We start from the raw sequence: 281 nt of genomic DNA on the forward strand, positions 1-281 counted from the left end.
CTTGCCATTGATTCAGGAAAGTCGCCTGACTTGGAGAGGCTTATTTCGTAGGCTCCGCGCCATGAATGGCGCGAACCTGTCCCTGCCCGAGCCGATCGAACTGGTGGCGATCGACCCGGCGCGCAACATCCGCCGGCGTTACAGCATCACCGCAAGCCTCGATCTTTTCGGCATGATCGTTGTAGAAACCCGCTGGGGCCGGATCGGCGCACACGGCCAAGCCCAGCGGCACGCCTTCGCCGATCGCGCGGCGGCCGACCGCCACATTGCCGCGACCCTGC

General features: G+C 64.8%; 1 protein-coding gene. It reads left to right on the forward strand.

All coding sequences use genetic code 11. The features are described 5' to 3' along the window. Positions 1–61: 61 nt before the first annotated feature. Positions 62–281 (forward strand): WGR domain-containing protein (locus CVH10_RS19715; protein WP_106489407.1); only part of this gene is annotated, 220 nt, incomplete at its 3' end.

The organism is Halomonas sp. ND22Bw (genome assembly GCF_003011945.1).
Lineage (GTDB): Bacteria > Pseudomonadota > Gammaproteobacteria > Pseudomonadales > Halomonadaceae > Halomonas > Halomonas halophila.